This is a genomic window from Hydrogenophaga sp. T66 (assembly GCF_057219855.1).
This window is the reverse complement of sequence record NZ_JBXVVX010000003.1, coordinates 81546-103545: the sequence shown is the minus strand read 5'-3', so window position 1 is coordinate 103545 and position 22000 is coordinate 81546. Positions and strand designations below refer to the sequence as shown.

Annotated in this window: 23 protein-coding genes and 1 pseudogene; 11 read left to right on the top strand and 13 right to left on the bottom strand. The window is 71.1% G+C overall.

Annotated features, from left to right (window positions below; genetic code table 11):
* Positions 1 to 495: 495 nt before the first annotated feature.
* The 4 genes and pseudogenes from AC2D80_RS12850 to AC2D80_RS12835 all read right to left on the bottom strand — a co-directional run.
* Positions 496 to 915: a thioesterase family protein gene (locus tag AC2D80_RS12850; RefSeq protein ID WP_484633422.1), complete on the bottom strand. Its 420-nt coding sequence runs from the start codon at positions 913 to 915 to the stop codon at positions 496 to 498.
* A gap of 55 nt (positions 916 to 970) precedes the next feature.
* Positions 971 to 1522 carry a MarR family winged helix-turn-helix transcriptional regulator gene (locus AC2D80_RS12845; protein WP_484633421.1) on the bottom strand — a complete coding sequence of 184 codons (552 nt, stop codon included), beginning with the start codon at positions 1520 to 1522 and terminating at the stop codon, positions 971 to 973.
* On the bottom strand, positions 1519 to 2361 hold the full coding sequence (locus tag AC2D80_RS12840; protein WP_484633420.1) for a phytanoyl-CoA dioxygenase family protein: 843 nt from the start codon (positions 2359 to 2361) through the stop codon (positions 1519 to 1521). Before AC2D80_RS12840 ends, AC2D80_RS12845 begins: the two co-directional genes overlap by 4 nt.
* 370 nt (positions 2362 to 2731) lie before the next feature.
* A pseudogene (locus tag AC2D80_RS12835) lies at positions 2732 to 3625 on the bottom strand (YifB family Mg chelatase-like AAA ATPase); the annotation flags it as partial.
* 284 nt (positions 3626 to 3909) lie between these two features.
* Between AC2D80_RS12835 and glnK the strand changes: the two are divergent.
* From glnK to AC2D80_RS12800, 7 genes are all read left to right on the top strand, one after another.
* A complete protein-coding gene (gene glnK, locus AC2D80_RS12830; protein ID WP_484633419.1) occupies positions 3910 to 4248 on the top strand; it encodes a P-II family nitrogen regulator in 339 nt (112 codons plus the stop codon).
* A gap of 31 nt (positions 4249 to 4279) precedes the next feature.
* The gene (locus AC2D80_RS12825) at positions 4280 to 5725 is read left to right on the top strand and encodes an ammonium transporter (RefSeq protein WP_484633418.1); all 1446 of its coding nucleotides are present in this window, start codon (positions 4280 to 4282) and stop codon (positions 5723 to 5725) included.
* 165 nt (positions 5726 to 5890) lie between these two features.
* Complete coding sequence (locus AC2D80_RS12820; protein WP_484633417.1) at positions 5891 to 6139, top strand: hypothetical protein; 249 nt, start codon at positions 5891 to 5893, stop codon at positions 6137 to 6139.
* Positions 6140 to 6227: 88 nt separating this feature from the next.
* The gene (gene glcE / locus AC2D80_RS12815; protein WP_484633416.1) at positions 6228 to 7355 is read left to right on the top strand and encodes a glycolate oxidase subunit GlcE; all 1128 of its coding nucleotides are present in this window, start codon (positions 6228 to 6230) and stop codon (positions 7353 to 7355) included.
* Between the two features lie 17 nt (positions 7356 to 7372).
* Positions 7373 to 8605, top strand: coding sequence for a glycolate oxidase subunit GlcF (glcF, locus tag AC2D80_RS12810; RefSeq protein WP_484633415.1), 1233 nt, complete (start codon positions 7373 to 7375; stop codon positions 8603 to 8605).
* 23 nt (positions 8606 to 8628) lie between these two features.
* Positions 8629 to 8976: a CidA/LrgA family protein gene (locus tag AC2D80_RS12805; RefSeq protein WP_484633414.1), complete on the top strand. Its 348-nt coding sequence runs from the start codon at positions 8629 to 8631 to the stop codon at positions 8974 to 8976.
* Between the two features lie 22 nt (positions 8977 to 8998).
* Complete coding sequence (locus tag AC2D80_RS12800; RefSeq protein ID WP_484633413.1) at positions 8999 to 9766, top strand: LrgB family protein; 768 nt, start codon at positions 8999 to 9001, stop codon at positions 9764 to 9766.
* A gap of 47 nt (positions 9767 to 9813) precedes the next feature.
* Here the strand turns inward: AC2D80_RS12800 and AC2D80_RS12795 are convergent, their stop codons facing one another.
* On the bottom strand, positions 9814 to 10299 hold the full coding sequence (locus tag AC2D80_RS12795) for a glutathione peroxidase (RefSeq protein WP_484633412.1): 486 nt from the start codon (positions 10297 to 10299) through the stop codon (positions 9814 to 9816).
* 133 nt (positions 10300 to 10432) lie between these two features.
* On the opposite strand from AC2D80_RS12795, the gene AC2D80_RS12790 reads away from it, so the two are divergent.
* Positions 10433 to 11440, top strand: a complete 1008-nt coding sequence (locus tag AC2D80_RS12790) for a hypothetical protein (RefSeq protein WP_484633411.1) — start codon at positions 10433 to 10435, stop codon at positions 11438 to 11440.
* An 18-nt stretch (positions 11441 to 11458) separates the two neighbouring features.
* Here the strand turns inward: AC2D80_RS12790 and lplT are convergent, their stop codons facing one another.
* Complete coding sequence (gene lplT / locus AC2D80_RS12785; RefSeq protein ID WP_484633584.1) at positions 11459 to 12742, bottom strand: lysophospholipid transporter LplT; 1284 nt, start codon at positions 12740 to 12742, stop codon at positions 11459 to 11461.
* A 214-nt stretch (positions 12743 to 12956) separates the two neighbouring features.
* On the opposite strand from lplT, the gene alr reads away from it, so the two are divergent.
* Together alr and AC2D80_RS12775 are read left to right on the top strand one after the other, a co-directional pair.
* On the top strand, positions 12957 to 14090 hold the full coding sequence (gene alr, locus AC2D80_RS12780) for an alanine racemase (RefSeq protein ID WP_484633410.1): 1134 nt from the start codon (positions 12957 to 12959) through the stop codon (positions 14088 to 14090).
* Positions 14087 to 15118, top strand: a complete 1032-nt coding sequence (locus AC2D80_RS12775; protein WP_484633409.1) for an SLAC1 family transporter — start codon at positions 14087 to 14089, stop codon at positions 15116 to 15118. Before alr ends, AC2D80_RS12775 begins: the two co-directional genes overlap by 4 nt.
* On the opposite strand, the gene AC2D80_RS12770 is transcribed toward AC2D80_RS12775, so the two are convergent.
* The 6 genes from AC2D80_RS12770 to AC2D80_RS12745 are packed head-to-tail and all read right to left on the bottom strand — an operon-like array spanning position 15085 to position 19940.
* Positions 15085 to 16623, bottom strand: coding sequence for a glycosyltransferase family 39 protein (locus AC2D80_RS12770; RefSeq protein WP_484633408.1), 1539 nt, complete (start codon positions 16621 to 16623; stop codon positions 15085 to 15087). The genes AC2D80_RS12775 and AC2D80_RS12770 overlap by 34 nt on opposite strands.
* Before the next feature lie 7 nt (positions 16624 to 16630).
* Entirely contained in the window at positions 16631 to 16990 is a 360-nt protein-coding gene (locus AC2D80_RS12765) for a DMT family transporter (RefSeq protein WP_484633407.1), read from the bottom strand.
* A gap of 19 nt (positions 16991 to 17009) precedes the next feature.
* Complete coding sequence (locus tag AC2D80_RS12760; RefSeq protein WP_484633406.1) at positions 17010 to 18470, bottom strand: UbiA family prenyltransferase; 1461 nt, start codon at positions 18468 to 18470, stop codon at positions 17010 to 17012.
* 46 nt (positions 18471 to 18516) lie between these two features.
* Complete coding sequence (locus AC2D80_RS12755) at positions 18517 to 19119, bottom strand: exopolysaccharide biosynthesis protein (RefSeq protein WP_484633405.1); 603 nt, start codon at positions 19117 to 19119, stop codon at positions 18517 to 18519.
* Positions 19116 to 19511 carry a hypothetical protein gene (locus tag AC2D80_RS12750; protein WP_484633404.1) on the bottom strand — a complete coding sequence of 132 codons (396 nt, stop codon included), beginning with the start codon at positions 19509 to 19511 and terminating at the stop codon, positions 19116 to 19118. The genes AC2D80_RS12755 and AC2D80_RS12750 overlap by 4 nt, the downstream gene beginning before the upstream one ends.
* A gap of 3 nt (positions 19512 to 19514) precedes the next feature.
* Positions 19515 to 19940: a TerB family tellurite resistance protein gene (locus tag AC2D80_RS12745; RefSeq protein WP_484633403.1), complete on the bottom strand. Its 426-nt coding sequence runs from the start codon at positions 19938 to 19940 to the stop codon at positions 19515 to 19517.
* A 76-nt stretch (positions 19941 to 20016) separates the two neighbouring features.
* Between AC2D80_RS12745 and AC2D80_RS12740 the strand changes: the two genes are divergently transcribed.
* Positions 20017 to 20949 (top strand): LysR family transcriptional regulator, encoded by a 933-nt coding sequence (locus AC2D80_RS12740; protein ID WP_484633402.1) that lies wholly within the window; start codon positions 20017 to 20019, stop codon positions 20947 to 20949.
* Between the two features lie 46 nt (positions 20950 to 20995).
* Here AC2D80_RS12740 and AC2D80_RS12735 read toward each other — a convergent pair whose 3' ends face one another.
* Positions 20996 to 22000, bottom strand: coding sequence for a sulfate/molybdate ABC transporter ATP-binding protein (locus AC2D80_RS12735; RefSeq protein WP_484633401.1), 1005 nt, complete (start codon positions 21998 to 22000; stop codon positions 20996 to 20998).

Genomic DNA, 22000 nt, shown 5'->3' with positions numbered 1-22000 from the left:
GGGCTGACTCCTCGGTTGACCCATACAGCCACAGCCTGTCCGCTTGGAGTGATCGCTGCGTCCAGTCTAGAGGCGTCATCAGCATCGTCGAAACCCCCTATTCTCTCTGGTGCTTGCCACGCTCCTTCGGGAGATCGGAGTGCAGCGTAAAGGCCGTCCCCGGTAACCCGCCACAGCGCAATCGCATGCCCTGTCGAGGCCACTTCCAAGGCGTGGTCTGTGGCGTTCGCTGATTGGGAAAAATCAATTGGCCGTGCTGCACTCCATATCCGGTTGTCAGAAGAATCCCCTGAAGAAGATATGACAACCCCGGGATCACCCCCGCAGGCTGCCAGCCCAAAGATGCTAATCATTGCGCCCACGAGCCACGGCTTGTTACGGCTCGCTTTACATGTTTGGACCATGCGCTGTCCCCCTGACTGCTTTCTTGTCTAACTTGATTTCTGTGGTCGCCTAGATGTAGCAAAGCACATTCGGCGCCTGCGTCTCTGATGGTCACTGAGCGGTCTGCAACAGCACTTGTTTTGCCGGAAGAGAGACCCTCGCATGACGGAACACAACCTGGGCTTCAACCCGCGCGCACCAACGACCGCGCGCGTATAAGTCGTGAACAAACGTTGCGTAAAGATGTTCCCCAAGGCGGACCGTGGTCCTCACCTCAACCCGATCCCATAAACGAATTGGGTAGAGGTGTTTGGATTGCACCTGCGTGTTAATGACGCTCGTTCGGGAGCGCATCAGCGACCAGATCAGACCGTGCTTGGTGTAGTAGTGCACTTGTGCGTACTCCACGAGGGCGAGATACCGGTCGGTTCGCATATGCAGGATCCCGACGTCAGCGGGCCCCGCGACGAACCAGCTCTGCGTGTGATTGAGTGCATCAAGACCCTGTGATCGGCGCTGCCGTTCTTGCATGCGATCTATCCATCCATGGGCGGCTGAGCCGATCCAGCGCATAAGTGTCAGCATCTCAGCGTTCCTCCTGGCGTGCCCTAATAGCTCGCTCGCAGCCAATTTCGACGGGGCAGCCATGCGGGGCACAAGACTCGAGACTGCACTCACGGCAGATGGCATAGGCCTCCTTTCTTGACTGAGGCATGCTTTGCAGGACCTTGGCAATCAGCTCTGCCATGGTCTTTTGCTCACCGGGATCGAGAGCCGATGTCAGTCGGCCGATGAGTTGGTGTCGCCTAGCATTCATCGTGAGGCGCAAGCGCTCGCCTTCCTCGGTCAAATGAAGCGCTACCGTTCGGGCGTCGTTTCCATCTTTTTTCTCCACCAGCCCGCGCTGCACCAGTTTCTCTACAAGACGAACGGCGCCTGGATGAGTCAGGTGGAGGATTTCGGCCAACCTGCCGATGGACAGGCCCGGATATGAGTGAGCAGTGACAATGGCGCCCACCGCGGAGTCGCCTAGGTCTTGATGAAAGGAAGAGTTTTCGTAGAGCGCGTCTTGAACGGCTCGTGATAACGCGCCCACCAGGTTCTCCAGTGCTGGCCCAGGGTGAGTTTTTTTGCTCATAGCAAGCCTTTCTCCATCAATTCGAGGGGGTCTTGTAGATCCACTGACCCTATGTATCCACCGCCGCGGTCTTCGGCGTTGTGGACTGCGTAGCCCAGCATGGCACGGGCTTTTCGGTCGTAACGGCGAGCCACGCTCGGGGGCGTGGTGAGGAAATGGTTCTCTTCAGGACGCAGCCAGCCCACCACATAGCTCAGATGTAGCCCTCGTCGCCAGTGGTCGGTTTTGTTGGCGCCGCCGCCATGAATGGTGGAGCCGAGATAAATCACGGCATCGCCAGCAGCCATCTCTGCAACTTCGACCTCGTGCTCCATCGGCACCCTGGTGCGGTCCCAACAATGGCTTCCGGGCACCACGCGCGTTGCGCCGTTGTCGCGTGTGAAGTCAACCAGTGCGATCACGCTGCCAACTTCCACGTCGTGGCCTGCCTTGGGGCAATGAACCCAGACGTCGTCGTCGCGGTGCAGAAGTTGATTGCGCGCGCCGCTACCGCGGTCGAACAAGTGCGCCAGATTGAGCTGGTACGTGGCTGCGTTCGCGAGGAGAACGCCATCACACAGAGCCATGTACGTGGGGTGACACAAAACGTGTTCAACAAATGGCTCGCACCAGCCGGTCAGGCCAGTCAGATGGCGGGTGTGTCTCCCATAAAAGCCAGCTACGCCAAGACTCATGAACTCGCGCTGAGTGGATTGCTCGGCCAGTCTGGGGTCAAGTGCCCTGTTCATGGCATCAAGCGATGAACGATCCAGAAGGCCGGTAGCGACGACGGCGCCATGCTCGTGCAAGGCGGCCAGCAGACCGGCGACATCGCTGGCGGATCGGTGGGGGATTGGCATGGCGCTCTCCTTAAATGTGTGACGCACGCATATTATGAGCGATGCACATAAAACGCAACAAGTAGCGCATTGATCCGATGAGCGGTGAAGGCTGGGTGATAGCGAGTACGTCGCACTTGTGGGCCGTGGCCGAGGTCTGCTGCCTTGGCCAGCTGGCGACCCAGGTTCTGCATGGCCGTGGCATGGGCATTGGAGGCTCGCAAGGCCACCACCTGCATGCGAAGACGTGAAGCCACCGTGTAGGGAGCCAAGGTTGTGAGCGAGTCAGGCGCTTATAACTTTGACGTCTCGATGAATTCATCTATGAAGCGGGCAGCTCTAAGTTGGTGTGTTCCCTTGGAGTACGCCACGCGGAAATTTGACGCTGCCCACCCGGCCGCGGCGGCGAGCCGCCGCCCACCAGCGAGACGGCGCTGGCGCTGTGGTGCGGGGCAGCGGTGGGGCGCCGGGCCCAGTGCCGCGGGTCGAAGCGCCCGGCCAGCGACGCGATGGCGGCGGCTTCCAGCGCCTCGTCGGTGCTCATTGGCGGCAGCAGACCGGCCAGGCGGCGGGCCAGCAGGGACTTGCCCGTGCCGGGCGGACCGACCAGCAGCAGGCTGTGGCCGCCGGCGGCGGCGATTTCCAGCGCCCGCCGGGCCGTGGCCTGGCCTTTCACGTCGGCGAGGTCCAGGCCGTCGTCCCCGCCGGGGGGGGCCGGGGCGGTGTTCAGGCGCGCCCAGCCCTCGTCCTCAGGCGGGGGCCCGGCGTCGGCCCCGGGCCGGAAGCGCGCCACCACGTCGAGCAGGTGGCGCGCGCGGTACACCGCCACGTCCGGCACGAGCGCGGCCTCCTCGGCGCTGCCGGGCGGCAGCACCAGGCGGGCGCCGCCGTGGCGCTGCGCCAGCCCCATGGCCAGCGCGCCCCGCACCGGCCGCAGCGCGCCGCCGAGCGACAGTTCGCCGGCGAACTCCCAGCCGGCGAGGCAGTTGGCGTCGAGATGCCCGGCGGCGGCCAGGATGCCCAGCGCGATCGGCAGGTCGAAACGGCCCGAGTCCTTGGGCAGATCCGCCGGCGCCAGGTTGACGGTGATGCGCTGGTTGGCCGGGAAATCCAGCCCGGCGGTGGCGATCGCCGAGCGCACCCGCTCGCGCGCCTCTTTCACCTCGGTGTCGGCGAGGCCGACGAGCGTGAAGCTCGGCAGGCCGTTGGCGAGGTGGGTTTCCACGACCACCGGCCGCGCGTCGAGGCCCAGCAGGGCGCGGCTGTGCACCAAAGACAGTCCCATGACAGCGATTCCCCGAGGTGGTGCGCCGTCCGCGGCCCCAAAGCGGGGCGTCTCGGCCGGCGCGAATGCACGGTGTTGGTGCGCCGGTGCCGCCTAGGCGGTGGGCGCGGGGCATCGTAGGCGTTGGCCGTCCGCCTTACGCCACGGGGTACTGGCGCTGGCACGGTCCCTGCTTGGGGCTGTAAGCGATTGATTCACGTCCGTGGTGCCCCCGCGGGCCAGTCGACAACCTCCGGCGTCGGCCCCGCGGTCGGCCCCCTCCAGACTCACAGAGGACTCACAGCATGAAAATGGTTTCCGCCATCATCAAGCCGTTCAAGCTGGACGAGGTGCGCGAAGCGCTCTCCGGCATGGGCGTGCAAGGCATCACCGTCACCGAAGTCAAGGGCTTCGGTCGCCAGAAAGGCCACACCGAGCTGTACCGCGGCGCGGAGTACGTGGTCGACTTCCTGCCCAAGGTGAAGATCGAAGCGGCCGTGGCCGACGAGCTGGTCGATCGCGTCATCGAAGCCATCGAAGGTGCTGCACGCACCGGAAAGATCGGCGACGGCAAGATTTTCGTCACCTCCCTCGAACAGGTGGTTCGCATCCGCACCGGCGAGACCGGCAAGGAAGCGCTCTGATCCCCGCCCCCATCACCGAAAGATCACGGTCATGAAAAAACTCATCGCATCGCTGTTGCTGGGCGCGGGCCTGGCATTCGCCGGCCTGAGCGCCGTGGCGCAGACGCCCGCACCGGCGGCTGACGCCCCGGCGGCGGCCGCTCCCGCCGCCCCCGCTGCGGCCCCCGCCGCTGAAGCGCCGGCCGCTGCCGCCCCTGCCGCGGCCGCCGAGGCACCTGCCGAAGCCGCACCCGCAGCCCCCAAAGAAACCGTCGACAAGGGCGACGTCACCTGGATGATGATCTCCACCGTGCTGGTCATCATGATGGTCGTGCCCGGCCTGGCCCTGTTCTACGGCGGCCTGGTGCGCAGCAAGAACATGCTGTCCGTGCTGATGCAGGTGATGGTGGTGTTCTCGCTGATCTCGGTGCTGTGGGCCATCTACGGCTACTCGCTGGCCTTCGGCGGCGAGGGCCTGATCATCGGCAACCTGTCCAAAGCCTTCCTGCTCGGCGTCACGCCCGAGTCGCTGGCCGCGACCTTCACGCCCGGTGTGATGATCCCCGAGTACATCTTCATTGCCTTCCAGGCCACCTTTGCGGGCATCACCTGCGCCCTGATCGTCGGCTCCTTCGCCGAGCGCATCAAGTTCAGCGCCGTGCTGCTGTTCTGCGCCCTGTGGTTCACCTTCAGCTACCTGCCGATCGCCCACATGGTGTGGGGCGCCGGTGGTTACCTGTTCGGCAAAGGCGCGCTGGACTTCGCCGGCGGCACCGTGGTGCACATCAACGCGGCCATGGCCGGCCTGGTGGGCGCGTACCTGATCGGCAAGCGCATCGGCTACGGCAAGGAAGCCATGGCCCCGCACAGCCTGACCCTGACCATGGTTGGCGCCTCGCTGCTGTGGGTGGGCTGGTTCGGCTTCAACGCCGGCTCCAACCTGGAAGCCAACGGCGGCACCACGCTCGCCTTCATCAACACGCTGGTGGCCACCGCCGCCGCCGTGCTGGCCTGGTGCATCGGTGAAGCCCTGAGCAAAGGCAAGGCGTCCATGCTGGGTGCGGCCTCCGGCGCCGTGGCCGGCCTGGTGGCGATCACCCCGGCCTGCGGCACCGTCGGCCCGATGGGCGCGATCATCATCGGTCTGATCTCCGGCTTCCTGTGCCTGTGGGGCGTGACCGGCCTGAAGAAGATGCTGGGCGCGGACGACTCGCTCGACGTGTTCGGTGTGCACGGCGTCGGCGGCATCGTCGGTGCCCTGCTGACCGGCGTGTTCTCCGCCGCCTCGCTGGGCGGCGTCAAGGGCGACGGTTACTCCATCGGCGGCCAGCTGATCGTGCAGGCCGAGGGCGTGGTGATCACGATGGTGTGGTCGGCGGTCGTGGCTTTCATCTGCTACAAGATCGTGGACATGATCGTCGGTCTGCGTGTCACGGAAGAAGCCGAGCGCGAAGGCCTGGACATCAGCTCGCACGGCGAAACCGCCTACAACCGCTGATCCCGGACCCGGTGCGGCGCCCCGCGCGCCGCACCCACCGGTTCCCGGTCAACAACACCCGCGTGGCCCCGGCCCGCGGGTGTTGTTGTTTGGGGCGCCGGGGTATGCGGTGGAGCCAGCGCCTAGGCTGTGGGCCGCCCCACGCCGGGGCCCGGGAGCCCCGCCATGCCTTGCCACCCTTGCTGCGCCGCCGTCGCGGCCATCCTCCTTGCCTTCACCACCGCGGCCACGTCCGCCTGGGCTGCCAGCGCCTCCGCCGGCGCTGAGGCCACCCCCGCCCAACCGCCACGGGTCGCCCGGGTCAAGGTCATGCCCGGCGGGTCCGCCGAGACCGAGGCCGAGCGCGACCGCCGCCTGCGCCGCGAATGCCGCGGGCGCCCCAACGCCGGCGCCTGTCTGGGCTACGCGCGCTGAGGGGCGCCCCCACGGGGCGGGGCGCCTCAAGCCCGCCGTGAAAGAAATTCAAGCCGGCGGGCCGGGGGGCGCCGCTACCATCGCGGGCATGTCGCATACCCCCCCGGACCACCCCGGCGAGCTGGTCGACCGCGTGCGCGCGGCCGCCGCCGACCGCACGCCGCTGGCCATCGCCGGCGGCGGCACCAAGGCTTTTTGCGCACCGGCCGCGCCGGTGGGCACGCCGCTGTCCACCCGCGGCTACGCCGGCATCGTGAGCCACGAGCCGACCGAACTGGTCATCACCGCCCGCGCCGGCACGCCACTGGCCGAGCTGGAGGCGGCGCTGGCCGAGCACGGGCAGTGCCTGCCCTTTGAGCCGCCGCATTTCGGCGCGGGCGCCACGGTCGGCGGCATGGTGGCGGCCGGGCTGGCCGGTCCGGCGCGCGCCGCGGCGGGCGGGGTGCGCGACTACGTGCTGGGGGTGCGCCTGATCAACGGCCGCGGCGAGTTGCTCACCTTCGGCGGACAGGTGATGAAAAACGTGGCGGGCTACGACGTGAGCCGCGCGCTGGCCGGCACCTGGGGTCAGCTGGGTCTGATTGCCGAGGTGAGCCTGAAGGTGCTGCCGGTGGCGCCGGCCGAGGCCACGCTGGGGTTCCGGCTGGCCCAGCACGACGCGCTGGAGCAGCTGCACCGCTGGGGCGGTCAGCCGCTGCCGCTGAACGCGTCCTGCTGGGTGCGGGATGACACCGCACCGGGCGCTCCCGAGCGGCTGTTCGTGCGCCTGCGCGGCGCGGTGGCCGCGGTGGACGCGGCCGTGGCCCGCCTGAGCCGCGAGGCCGGCGGCGAGCGCGTGGACGACGCCACCGCCCGCGCCGACTGGGCCGCCTGCCGCGAGCAGGCGCTGCCGTTCTTCACCGCCCCCTCGCCCGACCACGGCCTGTGGCGCGTGTCCGTGCCGCAGACCGCGCCGGTGCTCGACCTGCCCGGCCCGGTGCTGGTGGAGTGGCAGGGCGCGCAGCGCTGGCTGTGGGCGCCCAACCCCGCCGGGGACGCGATCCGGGCCGCCGCGCGCGCCGCGGGCGGTCACGCCCAGCTGTTCCGCGCCCCGGCCAGTGGCGCCGCCGGCGTGGTGCGCACCGAACCCGTGGCGCCCGCGCTGGCCGCCATCACCCGGCGCCTGTGCGCCGCCTTCGACCCCGACGGCCTGTTCGCCGGCGGCGCCGCGCGCTGACGCCATCCCGCCCGACCATGCAAACCCACCTGTCTCCCGAATTCGCTGCCCGCGCCGACGGCCGCGCGGCCGAAGCCATCCTGCGCAAGTGCGTGCATTGCGGCTTCTGCACCGCCACCTGCCCGACCTACCAGCTGCTCGGCGACGAACTCGACGGCCCGCGCGGACGCATCTACCTCATCAAGCAGGTGCTCGAAGGGGCCGAGCCGACCCGCAAGACCCAGCAGCACCTCGACCGCTGCCTGACCTGCCGCAACTGCGAGACCACTTGTCCCAGCGGCGTGGACTATGGCCACCTGGTGGACATCGGCCGCGCCATCGTGGACGAGAAGGTCGAGCGACCGGCCGGCGAGAAGGCGCTGCGCTGGCTGCTCAAGGAAGGCCTGCCCTCGCCGCTGTTCGGCTCGGCCATGAAGCTGGGCCAGGCGGTGCGCGGCGCCCTGCCCGCCGCGCTGAAGGCCAAGGTGCCGGCGCCGCGCCCGGCCGGCGCCTGGCCCACCCGCACCCACGCCCGCCGCGTGCTGATGCTGGCCGGCTGCGTGCAGCCCAGCATGGCGCCCAACATCAACGCGGCGACCGCCCGCGTGCTCGACGCCGCCGGCATCCAGACCGTGGTGCCGCCCTCGGCGGGCTGCTGCGGCGCGGTGAAGTTCCACCTCAACGACCAGGTCGGCGGGCGCGACCAGATGCGCGCCGCCATCGACGCGTGGTGGCCGCACATCGAGCAGGGCGTGGAAGCCATCGTCATGAACGCCTCCGGCTGCGGCGCCACCGTCAAGGAGTACGGCCACCTGCTGCGCGACGACCCGGCCTACGCCGACAAAGCCGCCCGCGTCAGCGCCCTCACCCGCGACCTCAGCGAGCTGCTGCCCGACCTCGTGCCCGCGCTCAAGGCGCGCCTGCGCCGCCCGCCCGACGCCGCCCAGCTCGTCGGCTTTCATCCCCCTTGCACGCTGCAGCACGGCCAGAAGCTGCGCGGCGGCGTCGAACAGCACCTTGGCGCGCTGGGCTTCAGCGTGGCCGTGGCGCGCAACGAGTCGCACCTGTGCTGCGGCTCGGCCGGCACCTACTCCGTGCTCAACCCCGAGCTCGCCACCCAGCTGCGCGACCGCAAGCTCGGTCACTTGGGCGAGCTGCGTCCGGCCGTCATCGCCAGCGCCAACATCGGCTGCATCACCCACCTGCAAAGCGGCACCGACACCCCGGTGCGCCACTGGGTCGAACTGCTCGACGAGGCCCTGGCCGACTGAGCGGCCCCACACCGGCCCGCCGCATGATCCCCGCGCTGGCCACCCTGCTCGTGTTCCAGTTGCTGGGCGAAACGCTCGTGCGGCTGGCCGGCTGGCCCGTGCCCGGCCCGGTGGCGGGGCTCGCCCTGCTGCTGCTCGGGCTGGTGCTGCGCCCGGCCTGGATCGAGGCCCTGCGCCCCACCGCCCAGAACCTGCTGCAGCACCTCTCGCTGCTCTTCGTGCCGGCCGGCGTGGGCGTGATGCAGCACCTGCAGCGACTGGGCGACGAGGCGCTGGCCATCGGCGTGGCGCTGGTCGTCAGCACCCTTGTCGGCCTGGCCACCACCGCGCTCACGCTGGTGTGGCTGATGAAGCGCCACCGCGCCAGCTGACCCCGCCCACGATGCCCCCGCCATGACCAGCGCCGCCCCACCCGTCAGCCCCGACGCCCCGCAGCGCCTGGCCGACATCTGGGTCTACCTCTCGGCCACGCCCCTGCTGGGCCTCACCCTCACGCTGCTCGTCTACCACAGCGCGTTCCTCGTCTACCGCCGCACCGGCTTTCACCCGCTGGCCAACCCGGTGGCGATCGCCGTGGCCGTGCTGGCCACGCTGCTGTGGGCCACGGCCACGCCCTACGCCACCTACTTCGAGGGCGCCCAGTTCGTCCACTTCCTGCTCGGCCCCGCCACGGTGGCGCTGGCGGTGCCGCTGGTGGAGCAACTGCCGCGGCTGCGCCGCCTCGCGGTACCGCTGCTGGTGTCGCTGGTGGTCGGCACCCTGGCCGCCACGGCCAGCGCCATCGGCGTGGCCTGGGCGCTGGGCGCCTCGCGCGCCACGCTCGCCTCGCTGGCGCCCAAATCCGTGACGTCGCCCGTGGCCATGGGCATTGCCGAGCAGATCGGTGGCCTGCCCTCGCTCACCGCCGTGCTGGTGGTCAGCACCGGCGTGCTCGGCGCGGCCAGCGCGCGCTTCCTGTTTGACGCCCTGCGCGTGCACGACCCGGTGGCGCGCGGCTTTGCCCTGGGCACCGCCGCCCACGGCATCGGCACGGCCCGCGCGTTTCAGGTCAGCGAAGAAACCGGCGCCTTCGCCGGCCTGGCCATGGGCCTGAGCGCCCTGTTCAGCGCCGTCGCGCTGCCCCTCGTGGCGGCCCTGCTGCTGCGTTTCGTCCCCGCTTGACCTGCCCCCGTTCCGCGGGCGGCGCAGCGGGGGGATTCAGGGCCTGTTCACCCCAGCGCCGCTTCGATGTCCTTCGCCAGCTTTTCGGGCGCATCCTGTGGCGCGTAGCGGCGGATCACCCGGCCGTCGCGCCCGATCAGGAACTTGGTGAAGTTCCACTTGATGGCCTTGCTGCCCAGCAGGCCCGGGGCCTCGGCGGTGAGCCAGCGGTAGAGCGGGTGGGCGTCGCCGCCGTTGACGTCGACCTTGGCCATCATCGGGAAATCCACCCCGAAGTTGCGCTGGCAGAAGGTGGCGATTTCCTCGTTGCTGCCCGGGTCCTGCGCGCCGAACTGGTTGCAGGGAAAGCCCAGCACCGCCAGGCCGCGCGGGCCGTAGGTGTCGTGGAGCTTTTGCAGGCCGGCGAACTGCGGGGTGAAGCCGCAGGCGCTGGCGGTGTTGACGATCAGCATCACCTGGCCGCGAAAGCGCTCAAGCGGCACGGGCTGACCGTCGATACCGAGGGCTTCAAAGTCGTGAACGGTCTGGGGCATGCGGGTCTCCGAAAGTGGACCCATGGTACCCCGGGGTACCACCCCTGCCGGGCACGGGGACAAGCGGGCATACTCCCCGCGGTAACAAACCGAAACCACAAAACCGATACCGGCGCGGCCGGGGAGGCACGGCGTGCGCGCGTCATACAACGTCAGTCTGGTGGGGTTCTCACACACCGAAGCGGCCACATTCGAGTCGTTCTTCCGGCTGGCCGCGCGGCGTCCGCCGGCCTACCTCACGCAGGACGAGGTCCTCACGGCCGACGTGCTGGTGGTCAACGGCGACAACCCGCAGGCGATCGATCTGGTGCGGTTCGCGGACCTGTCGGCCCCGGTGCTGCTGATTGGCAGCCACGACGCGGGCACCGGCTGGCTGCTGGTGCGCCGGCCGGTGAAGCTGGTGGGCGTGTTGGGCGCGCTCGACGCGCTGATGCGGGCCCGGCCGTCGGCCGCGCCGGCGCGCGCGCCCACCGCCGGCTTTGCCGCCTCGCAGCTGCACGCGCTGGACGCCAGCATGCGGCTGGCCAGCGGTCGGCGGCGCAACCCCGACACCGAGTTCCCGCCCACGCGGCCCATGGTCCGCGGCGAGGTGCTCGCCGCCGCGGTGCCGGTAGCCCGGCCGAAGCCGGCGGCCGAACCCGCGCCGCGCCGCCGGGCCGACACCGACTTCGCCGGGCTGGATCTGGTGCCCGCCGCCGGAGGGGCCGCGGACGACGACCTGCCGCCCACGCCGCGGGGCGAGGCCCTGCTGGTGGCGCAGAACCTGGTGGAAGGCCGCATCCTGCTCAAACGCTTCCGCAAGTACGGCCTGGAGGTGGACTGGTCGCGCGAGCCGCAGCAGGCGCTGGCCATGATGCGCGCCCATCCCTACCGGCTGGTCGTGATCGACCGCGTCACCGGCCAGCCCGATGGTCTGCAGATCTGCCGCGAGGCCAAACAGACCAAAGGGCCCAAGGGCGCGCCGGTGGTGATCATGTTTGCGCCCTCGATCGGCAGCATGGAGCGCATGAAGGCAAGCCTGGCCGGCAGCGACGCCACGCTCTCGCGCTCGGTCAGCGAATCGGACCTGTACAAGGTGCTGGGCCAGCACCGGCTGGTCAGCCTCAACGGCTTCGCGCCGACCAACGTCGGCGGTTTCTGAGCCGCGCGGCGGCGGCGCTCAGCCGTGCAGGTCGTCGCGGCGGGCGATCTCCAGCAGCCGCTCCAGCTCCACCGTGTGGTGGCGCTCGTTGTGGCGCTGCCACAGGCCGATCAGGAACATCGTGGCGGCCACCAGCAGGCCGAAGGCGGTGATGGCGGCAAACGCCGACCAGCCGATGGCGGTGGACAGCGCGTACAGGCCGCCCAGGCCCAGGATGCAGGCCTGTTCGTTGAAGTTCTGCACCGCGATCGAGCGGCCCGCGCCCATGAGGTTGTGGCCGCGGTGCTGCAGCAGGGCGTTCATCGGCACCACCAGGAAGCCGCCCAGGCCCCCGAGCAACACCAGGAACGGCGCGGCGAGCCACACGTTGTCGATCACGTTCATCAGCATCACCAGCAGGCCCATGCCGATGCCCAGCGGGATGACGCGCGTGGCCTGGTCGAGCCGCATCCGCACCGAGGCGACCACGGCGCCGACCGCCGTGCCCAGCGCCACCACGCCCACCAGCGACGACGCCTGGGTGGTGGAGTAGCCCAGCGCGGCGGCGGCCCAGGCCAGCACGATGTAGCGCAGGTTGCCGCTCACGCCCCAGAACAGCGTGGTCGTGGCCAGCGAGATCTGGCCGAGCTTGTCGCGCCACAGGCGGCTGTTGCAGCGCCAGAAGTCGGGCAGCAGGGCCAGCGGGTTGGACGGGATCGGCCGCGGCGTCACGCCGGTCAGCGGGATGCGCAGGTTGAAGGCCGCGGCCAGCGCGTACACGCCCACCAGCAGCGCGATCGCGACCTCGGCCGGCCGGTCCAGCCCCGAATCAATGCCCGGCAGGTCGATCGCCATGAGGTGGCCCGACACCCACGGCCCGACCAGCTGGCCACCCAGCAATACGCCCAGGATGATCGAGGCGATCGTCAGGCCCTCGATCCAGCCGTTGGCCTTGACCAGCTGGGAGGGCGGCAGCAGCTCGGTGAGGATGCCGTACTTGGCCGGCGAGTAAGCCGCGGCACCCAACCCCACCAGGGTATAGGCCAGCAGCGGGTGCACGCCGAACAGCATGAGCAGACAGCCCGCCACCTTGATGGCGTTGCTGATAAACATGACCTGACCCTTGGGGCGCGCGTCGGCGAAGGCCCCCACGAACGGCGCGAGCACCACATAAAAGAACGCAAACATCGGCACCAGCGCCGCGCTCTGCCATTCGGGCGCGCCGCGCGAGCGCAGCAGTTCGATCGCCGCGACGAACAGCGCGTTGTCCGCCAGCGAGCTGAAGAACTGCGCCGTCATGATGGTGTAGAAGCCGCGCTTCATGGCGATGATTTTTGGGCTCGGCGGCGGCTGTTCGGGTCGCGACACGGGCCGCGGGCGGGCGCGGCGCGCAACTTTTGTGCGACAGTGACGGGTGTCTCCAACGGGTGGCCGGTTATAGCACGCGCCCCCCGTCCACCCGGGTCGGCCGGGCCGCCGCGCAGGGGCTTCCCGGCGCCGCGGTGCGGTCGGTCACGCATACCCTTACCCCGTTCCCATGCCGCGTCCGATCCTCGCCACGGTCCACACCGCCGCTCTGCGGCACAACCTCCAGCGCGCCCGCGCCGCAGCGCCCGATGCCCGGGTCTGGGCGGTCGTGAAGGCCAACGCGTATGGCCACGGCATCGAGCGAGCCTTCGACGGGCTGCGCGGTGCCGACGGCTTCGCGCTGCTGGACCTGGCGGAGGCCGAGCGGCTTCGCGCGCTGGACTGGCGCGGGCCGATCCTGCTGCTGGAGGGTGTGTTCGAGCCGCGCGACCTGGAACCGTGCTCGCGCCTGGGTCTGTGGCACACGGTGCACAGCACCGAGCAGATCGACTGGCTGGCGGCCCACAAGACCCACACCCCCCACCGCGTGTTTCTCAAGCTCAACTCCGGCATGAACCGCCTGGGCTTCACGCCGGCCGCCTTCCGCAGCGCGTGGGCGCGGCTCAACGCGATGCCGCAGGTCGACGAGATCTCGCTGATGACCCACTTCAGCGACGCCGACGGCGCGCGGGGCATTGCCCACCAGGTGGCCACGTTTGAGGCGGTCACGGCCGACCTGCCCGGCGAGCGCAGCGTGTGCAACAGCGCGGCCATCCTGCGCCACGCGCGGGGCCCGCTGCGCGGCAGCGCCGGCGGCACCCTGGCGGCTGACTGGGTCCGTCAGGGCATCGCGCTGTATGGCGGTGCGCCCGACCACCCCGAACACACCGCCGCTCACTGGGACCTGCAGCCGGCGATGACGCTGGCCAGCCGCGTGATCGGTGTGCAGTCGCTGCAGCCCGGCGACACCGTGGGCTACGGCTCGACCTTCACCGCGCCGGCGCCGATGCGCATCGGCGTGGTGGCCTGCGGCTATGCCGACGGCTACCCGCGCCACGCCCCCACGGGCACACCGGTGCTCGTGGATGGACGCCGCACGCGGGTGGTGGGGCGCGTGAGCATGGACATGATCACCGTGGACCTGACCGGGCTGGACAGCGCCGGTCTGGGCAGCGAGGTGGTCCTGTGGGGCCGCGCGTCGAGCGGCGCCGTGCTGCCGGTGGACGAGGTGGCGCACGCCGCGGGCACCATCGCCTACGAACTGACCTGCGCGGTGGCGCCGCGCGTGCCGTTTGCCGTGGACAGCGCGGCGGGCGGCGCGTGAGCGCGGGCGGCGCGAGCCCGGCCTCGCCGGGGCGGCACCTGGGACCGGCGGCCTTCTCGGTGGTGATGGGCCTGTCCGGGCTGGCCTTGGCCGCCCTGCGGGCCGAACCGTGGTGGGGCCCGGCCGCGCGCGCCGCGGCGTTGGGGGTGGCGGTGGGGGCGGCGGTGCTGGCCGTCGGTCTGGTCGTCGCCGGCGGCTGGCGGGCCTGGCGCCACGCGGATGCCTGGGCCGCCGACTGGGCGCACCCGGTGCGCCACGCGTTCGTGGCCGCGGTGCCGGTCGCGCTGCTGCTGCTGGCCACGCTGGGCGTGGCCCTCGACGGCCCCGGCCCGGCCTGGCGGGCGCTCTGGATGGTGGCCTGCGCCGGGCAGCTGGCGGTCACGGTGGCGGTGCTGGGGCGGTGGCTGCGCGCCGCACCGGCCGAGCCGGGCGCGCTCTGGCCGGGCATCACGCCGGTGCTGTTCATCCCGATGGTGGGCCACGCGGTGGTGCCGCTGGCGGGTGTGCCGCTGGGTCACCCGCTGTGGTCGGCGGCGCAGTTCGGCGTCGGTGCGTTTTTCTGGCCGGTGGTGCTGGCCTTGCTGCTGGCGCGGCGCCTGGCGCATGGCCCGCTGCCGCTGCCGATGACGCCGGCCTGGTGCATCCTGCTGGCGCCGCCGGCGGTGGTGGGGCTGGGCTTGCTCGCGCTGGGCGCGCCGACGGCGGTGGCGGTCGGGGTCTGGGGTGTGGGCGGCTTCGTGTTGTTGTGGTTGCTGACGCTGGTGCCGCGCCTGCGCACGGTGCCGTTCGGCTGGCCCTGGTGGGGCTTGTCGTTCCCACTGGCCGCCTTCGCCGCGCTTACGCTCCAGCTGGCGCAGGCCGTGCCGGCGGCCACCGGCTGGCGCGTGGGCGGGCTGGTGTTGCTGGCGCTGGCCGCGGTCGTGATCGGCGGCTTGCTGGTGGCCACCGGCCGGGCGCTGGTGGGTGGCACGCTGCTCGTGCCGGAGGCGCCGCCTCAGCGACCGGGCGAGCAGGCCGCGAAGCCGTAGCGCTCGCAGAACGGGTTGCCCCACACCGGCAGCCAGGCCGGGATGTCGTGGAACTCGCGCGCGACCGTGGCCAGCACCGTGTCGCGGAAGGGCTGGAAGCGGAAGCCCGCGCCGTCCACCGCCCAGAAAGCCACGCCCGCCACCTCGAAGCGCTTCACCGACACCCGCTCGAAGTACGGCGCGAAGTCAGCCAGGTCGGGCTCGTCGTACAGGAACACGCGGATGGGCTGGCCGTCGTAGCGGCGGAAATCGATGAGCTGGTCGTCCTGGCGCGCGTGGTGGCGCCCCACGCCGAACACCGGCACGTACTGGCCGTGGTGGAAGGCGAGCATGGCCGCGGGGTTGTAGGTGCGGGCCATCAGCGTGGCCCCGGCGGGCAGGTCGGCGCGCAGCGCGGCCACCACGGCCGGCGTTTCGCGCAGGAACACCGCCCGGTCGTGCAGCCGCGTGTGGCTCCACCAGGCCAGCGGCGCCAGCGCCACCGCCAGCACGGCCACGAGGTGCGGTGCCGACAGGGCCAGCGTGAAGCGCCAGCTGCGCCGCAGGCTGTGCACGTCCAGCCGCAGTCCGGCCCAGGCCACGAACAGCGGCACGAAGCCCAGCACCCAGTGCAGGCCCACCGTGCGCCGCAGCGACACGATCAGGAACAGCGCCAGCGGGAACAGCCACAGCACCGCCAGCGCGGTCCGCACCCGGGGCGACACGGCGGCCACCGGCCGTGCCAGCGCGCCCTGCCACAGCAGCCAGGGCGTGAGCAGGTAGGCCGCCATGCCCAGGTACACCGCCAGCGTGCGCCACGACCACGCGCCGCCCTCGTTGCGGTTGAACACGTTGAACATCACGTTGCTCCAGCCGTGCCAGGCGTTGAAGCCCAGGTTCAGCGCGATCGCCGGCAGCGCCGCCACGAACACCACGAAGGGCGCCCACCAGCGCGCGCGCCGCCAGCCGAAGGCGTGGGCCGCGTAGGCGAAGCCGAGCAGCGCGGCGAAGTACTTCGACAAAAAGGCCAGCCCCAGCAAGCCGCCGCACAGCAGGTACCAGCCCACCGGGCGCTCGCTCGCGTCGGCGCGCAGCCACGCCCAGGCCGAGAGCGCCATGAACAGCACCAGCGGCGTGTCGGTCGTCACCAGCACGAACATCCAGCTCCAGGGCATCACCAGATACACCGCGCCGGCCAGCCAGGCGCTGGCCTCGCGCTCCTCGGGCAGGTGGCGCCGCAGCAGGTCCACGATGCCCAGCGCGATCAGCGGCGTGACCAGCACCGTCGCGCTGCGCAGCACCAGCGGGTGCTCGCTCACTGTGCGCAGGGCCGCCAGCAGCCAGCCCACCATCGGCGGGTGGTCGGAGTAGCCCCAGGCCGGGAACACGCCCCACTGATAGAAGAAGGCCTCATCGCCGGTGATCGGAAACACCGCGGCCAGCAGCAGCTTGAGCGCCAGCGTGCCCGTCAGGCTGAGCCAGAACAGCCGCCGCGCGGCGGCCAGGGAATGCTCGGGCGCGCGCATGCGGGGCTCAGCCTTTCACCGCCAGCAGGCTCACGCCGGCCACGATCAGCGCGCAGCCGACCACCCGCGCCCACGACAGCGGCTCACCAAGCCAGAGCACACCCAGCGCCACCGTGACCACGAAGCCCAGGCTGACCAGCGGGTAGGCCAGCGACACGTCCAGCCGCGACAGCACCCACAGCCACAGCACCGCGCTGGCGCCGTAGAGCGCCAGACCCAGCCACACCAGCGGGCTGGTCAGCGCCTGCGCGTAGGTGGCGGCCACGTCGGCGCCCGGCGGCGGCGCCAGACCGCGCTTCATCACCAGCTGCGCCGCGGCGGACAGCAGCACACAGAACACGGCCAGGGCGATTGCGGTGGATTTCATGGCGTCAACAGGCCTTCGGTCAGAAACCGGTGGTGGCGGCCAGGCCGATCAGGCCCATCACCACCACCGTGATCCAGCTGAACGGGTCGCGCAGCGCAAACTGCAGCGGGTCTTCGCCGTGCAACTCGCGCCGCCCCGTCTTGAGCCAGATGCGCATCACCCACAGCAGCAGCACCGGCGCGGCCGCCCACAGCCAGTCGGGGTGGGCGTACAGCGCGCGGCTGTTCGGGCTGTCCACGTACAGCGCCAGCACCAGCACCGCCAGGAAACCCGCCGACAGGCCCATCGCCCGCAGCGAGGACAGGTCGCGCGCCTGATAGCCGCGTCCCGGTGCGAGCGATACCTCGTCGTCCTGCACGACCTCTTCCAGCTCCGCGCAGCGCTTGACCAGCGCCAGGCTCAGGAACAGGAAGATCGAGATCGCCAGCAGCCAGTTCGACAGGTCCACACCGGCGGCCACCGCGCCGGCGCCGATGCGCAGGGTGTACAGCGCCGACAGGACCAGCACGTCCACCAGTGGCACGCGTTTGAGCGCCAGCGAATAGGCCAGCGTCACCGCGGTGTAGAGCGCCAGCATCAGCGCGAAGCCGGTGGACACCGCCAGCGCCAGCGCGAACGCCGCCACCGTCATGACCGCGCCCAGGGCGACCGCGCGGGCGATCGACAGCGTGCCGGCGGCCAGCGGGCGCCGGCGCTTGAGGCGGTGCACGCGGTCGTTGGGCAGGTCCAGCAGGTCGTTGAGGAGATAGGTTGCCGAGGCGCACAGGCCGAAGGCCACGAAGGCCAGCAGGACCGCGCCCCAGGTGGCCGGGTCAAGCGAGTGCGCGGCCAGCAGCGGCACGAACAGCAGCGCGTTTTTCGACCACTGCTTGAGGCGGATGGCGCGCAGCAGCGTGCCCAGCGACAGCGCCGGGCGCTCGTATACCCGGGCCTGCGGGTGCGTGCGGCGCAGTGCGGCCAGCACCGCCGGCGGCGCGTTCACCGCAATCGCCTCGCGCGCGCCCGCCCACACCGGCAGGTCGTCGCGGCTGTTGCCGGCGTAGGCCCAGGCCTCATGCCCGTGGGCGCGGGCGTGGGCCTCGATGGCGGCGCGCTTGCGCTCGCGGCTGAGGTTGCTGGCGTCGTCGGCCGTGCCCAGGGCGTCGTCGAAGCAGCCGAGGTGGTCGGCGATGGCACGCACCGTGCGGGCGTCGGACGCGCTGGCCAGCACCACGCGGCGACCGTGCGCTCGCTGGTCGCGCAGGTCGGCCAGCAAGTCCTCGCGCCAGGGCAGGCGCGCCGGATCGGGCTGCACCGCGTCGGCCACGCGGCGCTTGAATGCCGCCTTGCCGCCGAGCAACCACAGCGGCAGCTGCGGCAGCCGCCACGGCTGCTCCCGCAGCAGCAGGGCCACCGACTCGTGCAGCGTGTCGCTGGGGGTCAGCGTGCCGTCGAGGTCGACGTACAGCGGCAGGTCGGGGGCGGGGCTGGGCGGGTTCAAGAAGCGGTCCGACGGGGAGGTCGGCCGATTCTAGGTGGCGGGCGTGTCAGAGACCCAGCCAGGCCCCGGCGCGGGCCATCAGGTCGAGTGCGATGTGGCCCAGCGAGACGGTGTAGGCCAGCGCGGCCGCGCCGACCGCGGTGGACAGCAGCAGCGCCACGCCGTCGCGCGCCATCCAGCCCAGACTCAGCAGCACCAGGCTCACGCTGGGCAGCACGTTGCCGAACGGCAGCGGCAGGAAGATGACCCCCGCCATCAACACGATCCACGCGCCCCACAGCGGGCGGGTGGTGCGATGGCTCCAGACCTGCCAGCGCGGGCGCAGCCAGCGCTGCGAGCGCTCATGCAGCCACGCCAGCCCGTGCAGGCAGCGCCGCGTCCAGGTCTCGTTGAGTTCCAGCGCGCCCACCCGCGCGGGCAGGTTCACGCTGTCGTGACCGCGCGTCCAGGCCCAGGCCAGCAGCAGCAGCACGAAGCTCAGCACGGTACCGGCGCCCGCGATCGGGATGACGGTGAGCGAGGCCATCAGCATGAGCAGCACGGCCACGGAGGCGTCGCCGTGCAGCTCCAGCAGGTCACCCACGTTCAGGCGCAGGTCGGGCCCGCGCGCGGCCTCGTCGCGCAGACGCCGGGCGATGGTGTCGTTCATGCCGGTCGGGCCCCGCCCATGGCGCGGCCGGCGCGCGAGGCGAGCCAGTGCGCCGCGATAGCCGCCACCAGCATCACGACCAGCCCGATGCCCCAGCCGATCCACACCAGCGCGGCCAGCCAGCCGCCCACCCCGCCCAGCATCGGCAGCACCTCGCCGAGCCATCGCACCGTGTCCAGCCACATCGTCTGCAGCGCCTGCACGGCCGCCGGATCGATCCAAAGCGCCAGCCACGGCGGCACCGGCCATTGCGCGACCGCGCCCGCGGCCTGCGTGGCCTGGCCGGACGCCAGCGCCGACAGTGCCCATTCGGTCAGACCCGCGGTGGCCGCGGCCAGCCCGGTCCACACCAGCGCCACCAGCGCAAAACCGGCCCAGATCAGCGTTTTCATGGATCAATGTCCTTTCGAGGATTTGGGGAGGGGTCGGCGCCGCCAGGCCCGCACCAGCGCGTCGAGCATTGCCTGCTCGCCCTCCACCACATGCCCATCGGCGCGGGCCACGTCTTCACACAGAGTCAGCACCCGCTCGCGCAGTTCCGGGTCGGTCACCTCGCCCAGCAGGCGCGCGCTCACCGGCGCGGCCAGCGCGTGGGCGCCGCGCCACGCGCCATCGGCCGCACGCAGCAGGTCTTCGCAGAACGTGTCGACCACCGCGCGCAAGGCCGCCATGCTCAGGCCCAGGCGCTGCGGTGCGTGTTGCCGCTGCAGCGCCCGCCACTCGACCGCGCGGTGGTGGCCATCGGCCACCAGCGCCATGGCCAGCACGCGGGCGGCGGCCTGCGGGCTGTTGGGCGGGTAGGGGGCGAAGGTGCTGGTCATGCCATGGGGTGTGTCTTGCGGGAGCCGCGAGCTTACGGCTCCGAGGTTTCTGAAAAAACCAGAGAATCGCGAACAGATGTTTCCGTTCGTGCGAAGCGTCAACCACCCACCTGGGGGCACCGTGGCCGATCTCAACTACCGCCATCTGTATTACTTCTGGGTCGCCGCCAAGGAAGGCGGCGTATCGCACGCCGCCGCCCGGCTGGGCATGGCGGTGCAAACGGTCAGTGCCCAGATCAAGCTGCTGGAGCAGTCGCTGGGCCACGCGCTGTTCAAACCGGCGGGGCGCGGGCTGTCGCTGACCGAGGCCGGGCAGGCGGCGCTCGGCCTGGCCGAACAGATCTTCGCGCTCGGCGAGCGGGTGCCCGAGGCGGTGGAACACGCCGCGCGGCGCCGCGGGGTGCGGCTGGTGGTCGGCATCTCCGACGGCTTGTCCAAGCTGGTGGTGCATGACCTGCTCGCGCCCTTGCTGGACCACGAGGGCCTGCACCTCATCTGCCACGAAGACGAGTTCGACGACCTGCTCGGCGATCTGGCCCTGCACCGGCTCGACGTGGTGCTGGCCGACCGGGCCGCGCCGCCCAACCCCAACCTGCGGCTGCACACCCACGCCCTGGGCGCCTCGCCCATGGCCTGGTACGCGCCGCCGGCGTGGGCCGACGCAGCCTCCGAGGGATTTCCCGCCAGCCTGGCGCGGGTGCCGCTGCTGCTGCCGAGCCACCACAGCTCGGTGCGCGTGCCGATCGACGGCTGGCTTGATCGTCAGGGGTTGCGTCCGCGCATCGCCGGCGAGTTCGAGGACAGCGCCTTGCTGGTCACCTTTGGCGCCGCCGGCATGGGCGCGTTCCCGGCCGCCGAGCGCATGCGCGGGCGGCTGGAGGGCTCGTACGGCCTGCGCTGGATCGGGCCCTGCGAAGGCGTGCGCGAACCGGTGTTCGCGATCGCCACCGCGCGGCAGGTGCCACACCCGCTGGTGCAGCGACTCCTCGGCGGGTCGCCGGTCGCCTGACCCCGGCCCGCGGGAATCAGCCCTCGGCCATCGGCCCCTGGGATCGTCAGGCCACGGCCGCGGCGCGCGCCCGGTCGGCCCGCGGGGCCACGCTGACCGTGTCGCCCTCGCGCAGGTTGAGCGCGGCGAAGGCGGCGGTGGCCAGGCGGGCCTCGATCAGGTCGCGCTCGCCGTTCACCGGCTCCAGCTCCAGTCGCACCACCGGGTCGAGCACCAGCGCGCGGCGCAGCACGGCCGCCACCGCGCCCGCCGGCACCGGTGCGCCCGCGGGCAGCGCGCGCACGTCGAGCTCGTGCGGCCGCAGCGGCGTGCCGCCATCGCCCAGCAGCGGGACGCCGCCGAGGAAGCTGGCCACGAAGGGCGTGGCCGGGTGTTCCCACACGGCGCGCGGCGTGCCGACTTGTTCGATGCGGCCGTGGTTCATCAGCACCACGCGGTCGGCCACCTCCAGCGCCTCTTCCTGGTCGTGCGTCACGAAGATGCTGGTGACATGCAGTTCGTCGTGCAGGCGGCGCAGCCAGCGGCGCAGCTCCTTGCGCACCTTGGCGTCGAGCGCGCCAAAGGGCTCATCGAGCAGCAGCACCTTGGGCTCCACCGCCAGCGCGCGGGCCAGCGCGATGCGCTGGCGCTGGCCGCCGGAGAGCTGCGAGGGGTAGCGGTCGGCCAGCCAGTCGAGCTGCACCAGACTGAGCAGGTCGTGGACCTTGGCGCGGATCTGTGCCTCGCTGGGGCGCTGGCCGCGGGGTTTCACGCGCAGGCCAAAGGCGACGTTGTCGGCCACGGTCATGTGGCGGAACAGCGCGTAGTGCTGGAACACGAAGCCAACCTGCCGGTCGCGCACGTGTTTGTCGGTGGCGTCCTCGCCGGCGAAGCGGATGCTGCCGTGGTCCGCGGTCTCCAGCCCCGCGATGATGCGCAGCAGCGTGGTCTTGCCGCAGCCCGACGGGCCGAGCAGGGCGAGCAGCTCGCCGGATTCGATGTCGAGGTGGATGTTGTCCAGCGCCTGGAAGCTGCCGAAGCGCTTGGTCACGTCGTGGATTTCGATGCTCAT

What these genes read in the sequence shown, in the direction of transcription:
- AC2D80_RS12850 (WP_484633422.1), bottom strand. Translation starts at nt 915, where the DNA reads ATGCAAGAACGGCAGCGCCGATCACAGGGTCTTGATGCACTCAATCAC.
- AC2D80_RS12845 (WP_484633421.1), bottom strand. Translation starts at nt 1,522, where the DNA reads ATGAGCAAAAAAACTCACCCTGGGCCAGCACTGGAGAACCTGGTGGGC.
- AC2D80_RS12840 (WP_484633420.1), bottom strand. Translation starts at nt 2,361, where the DNA reads ATGCCAATCCCCCACCGATCCGCCAGCGATGTCGCCGGTCTGCTGGCC.
- glnK (WP_484633419.1), top strand. Translation starts at nt 3,910, where the DNA reads ATGAAAATGGTTTCCGCCATCATCAAGCCGTTCAAGCTGGACGAGGTG.
- AC2D80_RS12825 (WP_484633418.1), top strand. Translation starts at nt 4,280, where the DNA reads ATGAAAAAACTCATCGCATCGCTGTTGCTGGGCGCGGGCCTGGCATTC.
- AC2D80_RS12820 (WP_484633417.1), top strand. Translation starts at nt 5,891, where the DNA reads ATGCCTTGCCACCCTTGCTGCGCCGCCGTCGCGGCCATCCTCCTTGCC.
- glcE (WP_484633416.1), top strand. Translation starts at nt 6,228, where the DNA reads ATGTCGCATACCCCCCCGGACCACCCCGGCGAGCTGGTCGACCGCGTG.
- glcF (WP_484633415.1), top strand. Translation starts at nt 7,373, where the DNA reads ATGCAAACCCACCTGTCTCCCGAATTCGCTGCCCGCGCCGACGGCCGC.
- AC2D80_RS12805 (WP_484633414.1), top strand. Translation starts at nt 8,629, where the DNA reads ATGATCCCCGCGCTGGCCACCCTGCTCGTGTTCCAGTTGCTGGGCGAA.
- AC2D80_RS12800 (WP_484633413.1), top strand. Translation starts at nt 8,999, where the DNA reads ATGACCAGCGCCGCCCCACCCGTCAGCCCCGACGCCCCGCAGCGCCTG.
- AC2D80_RS12795 (WP_484633412.1), bottom strand. Translation starts at nt 10,299, where the DNA reads ATGCCCCAGACCGTTCACGACTTTGAAGCCCTCGGTATCGACGGTCAG.
- lplT (WP_484633584.1), bottom strand. Translation starts at nt 12,742, where the DNA reads ATGAAGCGCGGCTTCTACACCATCATGACGGCGCAGTTCTTCAGCTCG.
- alr (WP_484633410.1), top strand. Translation starts at nt 12,957, where the DNA reads ATGCCGCGTCCGATCCTCGCCACGGTCCACACCGCCGCTCTGCGGCAC.
- AC2D80_RS12770 (WP_484633408.1), bottom strand. Translation starts at nt 16,623, where the DNA reads ATGCGCGCGCCCGAGCATTCCCTGGCCGCCGCGCGGCGGCTGTTCTGG.
- AC2D80_RS12765 (WP_484633407.1), bottom strand. Translation starts at nt 16,990, where the DNA reads ATGAAATCCACCGCAATCGCCCTGGCCGTGTTCTGTGTGCTGCTGTCC.
- AC2D80_RS12755 (WP_484633405.1), bottom strand. Translation starts at nt 19,119, where the DNA reads ATGAACGACACCATCGCCCGGCGTCTGCGCGACGAGGCCGCGCGCGGG.
- AC2D80_RS12750 (WP_484633404.1), bottom strand. Translation starts at nt 19,511, where the DNA reads ATGAAAACGCTGATCTGGGCCGGTTTTGCGCTGGTGGCGCTGGTGTGG.
- AC2D80_RS12745 (WP_484633403.1), bottom strand. Translation starts at nt 19,940, where the DNA reads ATGACCAGCACCTTCGCCCCCTACCCGCCCAACAGCCCGCAGGCCGCC.
- AC2D80_RS12740 (WP_484633402.1), top strand. Translation starts at nt 20,017, where the DNA reads ATGTTTCCGTTCGTGCGAAGCGTCAACCACCCACCTGGGGGCACCGTG.
- AC2D80_RS12735 (WP_484633401.1), bottom strand. Translation starts at nt 22,000, where the DNA reads ATGAGCATCGAAATCCACGACGTGACCAAGCGCTTCGGCAGCTTCCAG.